The sequence below is a fragment of the Streptomyces sp. 13-12-16 genome, from assembly GCF_002114215.1.
In the GTDB taxonomy this organism is placed as follows: Bacteria; Actinomycetota; Actinomycetes; order Streptomycetales; family Streptomycetaceae; genus Streptomyces.
In genome coordinates, this window is record NZ_NCTE01000079.1 from 1 (window position 1) to 3,553 (window position 3,553).

General features: G+C 71.3%; 3 protein-coding genes. 2 read left to right on the top strand and 1 reads right to left on the bottom strand.

All coding sequences use genetic code 11. The features are described 5' to 3' along the window. A partial coding sequence (locus tag B7767_RS03780) for a hypothetical protein (protein WP_143652190.1) occupies window positions 1–946 on the bottom strand: 946 nt, incomplete at its 3' end. A gap of 235 nt (window positions 947–1,181) precedes the next feature. On the opposite strand from B7767_RS03780, the gene B7767_RS03785 reads away from it, so the two are divergent. Together B7767_RS03785 and B7767_RS03790 are read left to right on the top strand one after the other, a co-directional pair. Continuing rightward, the gene (locus tag B7767_RS03785; RefSeq protein ID WP_256923306.1) at window positions 1,182–2,168 is read left to right on the top strand and encodes a glycosyltransferase family 2 protein; all 987 of its coding nucleotides are present in this window, start codon (window positions 1,182–1,184) and stop codon (window positions 2,166–2,168) included. Next, window positions 2,165–3,508, top strand: coding sequence for a polysialyltransferase family glycosyltransferase (locus B7767_RS03790; protein ID WP_085570859.1), 1,344 nt, complete (start codon window positions 2,165–2,167; stop codon window positions 3,506–3,508). Before B7767_RS03785 ends, B7767_RS03790 begins: the two co-directional genes overlap by 4 nt. The last annotated feature ends 45 nt before the right edge of the window (window positions 3,509–3,553 follow it).

Consider the following 3,553-nt stretch of genomic DNA (forward strand, 5'->3'; position numbering starts at 1 on the left):
CGGGGAAGACGATGTTCAGCGGCGGCGGGCTGAACAGCACCAGCGGGACGCCGGCCCGCAGGGTCTGGAGATAGGTCGTGGAGAAGAAGGTGACGGCCAGGTCGAAGGCCTCCAGGCCGGCCGCGTCCAGGAGCGTCGACTCGTCCAGGACGGTGATCCCCGGCAGGGTGCCCAGCCAGTCCAGGTGCCCGGAGAGGGTCGAGGGGTGCGGCTTGACGGAGACCTCGCCGAACTCGGCGAGCGCCTCGCAGGCGGTCCGGAGGTACTCGCGGTGCTGGTCGGCCGGGAGTTTGCGCTGGTCGCCCAGGGGCTGGTCGAGGAGGACGATCCGCAGCGGTTCCCGGGAGGGCCGCGCGGCGGGCGGCGCGGGCTGGTGGGCGGCGCGCACCAGGTCCGGGTCGTCGCTGTGCCCGAGCGCGCCGGTGACGTGGACGACCGGGTCCGCGTCCGCCGTGCGGTACAGCAGGTGGTGGGCGGTGGCCGGGCCCCACACGCACACGGCGGCGGGGCCGGAGGAGCCGTAGTACCAGTTCTGGTCGCGCAGGCCGGGGCCGAGCTTCTTGTAGTGGAAGTCGAGGTGGCCGTCCTGGACGAGGACCACCGGCAGCGTCCCGGAGAGGGCGTCGGCGACCCTGCTGCCGCGCTGCGACCGGTCGTTGAAGAGGATCAGCCGGTCGACGGACTCGCTCCGCGCGAACTCGGAGATCCGGGGGCCCGTCTCCTCGAGGAACTGCGCGTGGGTGAGGGCCTCCCCCTCCCGGAACAGGTTGTGGACCCGCCGGCCGCCGAGCCGGGAGGCGGCCTCCTCGTCGATCCACCGTCCCACGTCTCCGTCGAGGTCGGCGGTGACCGGCAGGAAGGTGTGCTCCCCGGCGCCCGCGGCGCCCATGATCCGCGCGGTCAGACCGACACCGTTGCGGTTTTCGACGAAGACAGCGATACGCATAGAAAAACCAGCCCAGTCCACAGGGTCCGTGAGGCACAGAGAGGCGATCGTGCAAGGAAAAAGCTGAAGGGATCATTGCACGAGGAGTGGCGACCGGTGGGTTAAGGAAAAACAAATGCGGGGTGAAGACGGGCAATTAACTCCTCGTTCACCTCGCGGACGCGAAAGCGTCGCCATCCCGGTTCGGGCACCCCCTAGATTCACGGGAACCCCGTTGAGAGAACTCAGGTGCAGCGTGACCAAGAGTCCCCCGAAACTGTCCGTGATCATCCCCTGCTTCAACGTCGAGGCGTACGTCACGTCCACCGTGACCAGCCTCGTCAACAACGCGCGGGACGATTTCGAGTTCGTGTTCGTCGAGGACCGGTCCACCGAGGACGAGACCTACGAGGCGCTGCTGGAACTGACCGGACGCCTGCCGAACAGCCGGGTCGTACGGCACGGGCACAACGGCGGACTGGCCACCGCGCGCAACACCGGCATCGACCTGGCGGAGGGCCGCTACCTCACCTTCCTCGACGGCGACGACTGGCTGGCCCCGGGCTATCTGAGCAGCCTGGTGGACGCCATCGAGCGCCTCGACGTCGACTTCGTGCGCACCGACCACGTCCAGGTCACCGGCATCGAACGGACCGTCCGGCGGGCGCCGGAGGGCCGCCGCCACACCCCGCTCGACCCGCGGACCTCCATCCTCCCCGTCGACGCCACGACCATGGTCGACTACCCGTACGCCTGGGCGGGCGTCTACCACCGGCGCCTGCTCGACCGCGGACTGCTGCGCTTCCACGACGGACTGCGCACCGCCGAGGACCGCCCCTGGATCTGGGGCCTGCACCGCGGGGCCGACTCCTACGCCGTGGCCAGTCTGCGCGGCGTCTTCTACCGCCGGGGCGTGGCGACCTCACTGACCCGGATCGGCGACGCGCGCCAGCTCGACTTCTTCCGCTCCTTCGACCTGGTCCTCGCCGAACTCGCCGGCGACCGCGACGAGAAACGGCTGCGCGCCAAGGCACTGCGCGACTACTGCGTCGTCATCGCCCACCAACTGCTCGACCGCGCGCGCTTCGAGCGCGACGTGGCCACCAGGCTGAAGCGGCTGAGCGCCGAGGCGCTGGGCCGGATGACGGAGACGGAACTGAACGACGCCCTGATCGGCATGGGCACCGAACGCGTGCACCTGCTGCGCCGGATACGCGGGGGCATGAAGGGAGTCGCGGCATGATCCAGATCTTCTTCTCGGCCACGCAGTACGCGGCCGCGACCGTCACCGCCGCGATCCGCGCCGGCCTGTTCGGCCCGCGCGAACACCGCCGCATCCTCGTGGTCAGCAACACCGCCGCCGTCCCCGAGGTCGGCACCCCGCTGGACCGGATGGCCGGCTTCGAGACGCTGCGCCCGGAGTTCGACGAGGTGCGCTCCTGGAACGAGTTCATCGCTCCGCACCACCCGGCCGGCTGGTCGCCCCGCGAGCAGGACGTCCAGCTGTGGGAGAAGGCCGTACGCCTCGCCTGGGACCTGGGCGACGAGCCGGTCGAGATCGCCTGCGAGTCCATCCAGGCCAACCCCTCCCGCGCGGTCGCGGAGATCTTCGCGGACAGCCCCGTCCACGTCTACGCGGACGGCCTGATGAGCTACGGCCCCACCCGCAACCGCCTGCCGCACGAACTGAGCAGCCGTGTCGCCCGGGTCCTCCACCTCGACCTGGTGCCCGGACTGCGGCCGATGCTGCTGTCCGAGTACGGAGTGGAACCCGAGGCCGTGCCCGGCGAGGCCATGGTCGAGGTGCTGGCCGGGATCGGCGCGGCCGGCGCGGACCTCCTCGCCCGGCGCGTCACCGCGGACGACCGCCCCACCGCCGTACTCATCGGCCAGTACCTCTCCGCCCTCGACCTGATCACCCAGGACGAGGAGGAACGGCTGCACGTCCGGATGCTGCGGGCCGCCGCCCGCGCCGGACACGAACACGTGCTGTTCAAACCGCACCCCAGCGCGCCCGCCGTGTACAGCACGTCGCTGGAGACGGCCGCCGCCGAGCTGGGCGTACGGCTGACCGTGCTGACCGAACCCGTGCTCGCCGAGACCGTCTTCGCGTTCCTGCGGCCGAGGCTCGTCATCGGCTGCTTCTCCACGGCGCTGATGACGGCCGCCGCCTTCTACGGCATCCCCGTCGCACGCGTCGGCACGGAGCTGCTGCTGGAGCGGATCACGCCGTACGAGAACAGCAACCGCGTCCCGCTCACCATCATCGACGCGGCCCTGCCCGACGCGGAGCACGCGGAGCTCGGCCGCCCGCTCGAACTGGAGTCACTCGCCGGGGAACTGGCGCCGCTGGTGCGGACGGTCGGGTACTGCATGCAGTCCCGCAAGCACCACGGGTCGCGGGAGGAGGCGGTGGCGTGGCTCGCCGTCCACCTCGCCACGCACCAGAAGTACTTCCAGCGCCGCCGTCTCACCAGCCTGCGCCTGCCGGGCGGCAGCCCGGTCCGCGCGGAGGCGCTGCGCCGCCATCCGGCCGTGCGCCGCGCGGTACGGCGGATGCGGTCGGCCGCACGGCGGAAGTGACGGGGCCCGGGAGGGGGAGCGGTCTACGCCGCCCCACCCTTCCCG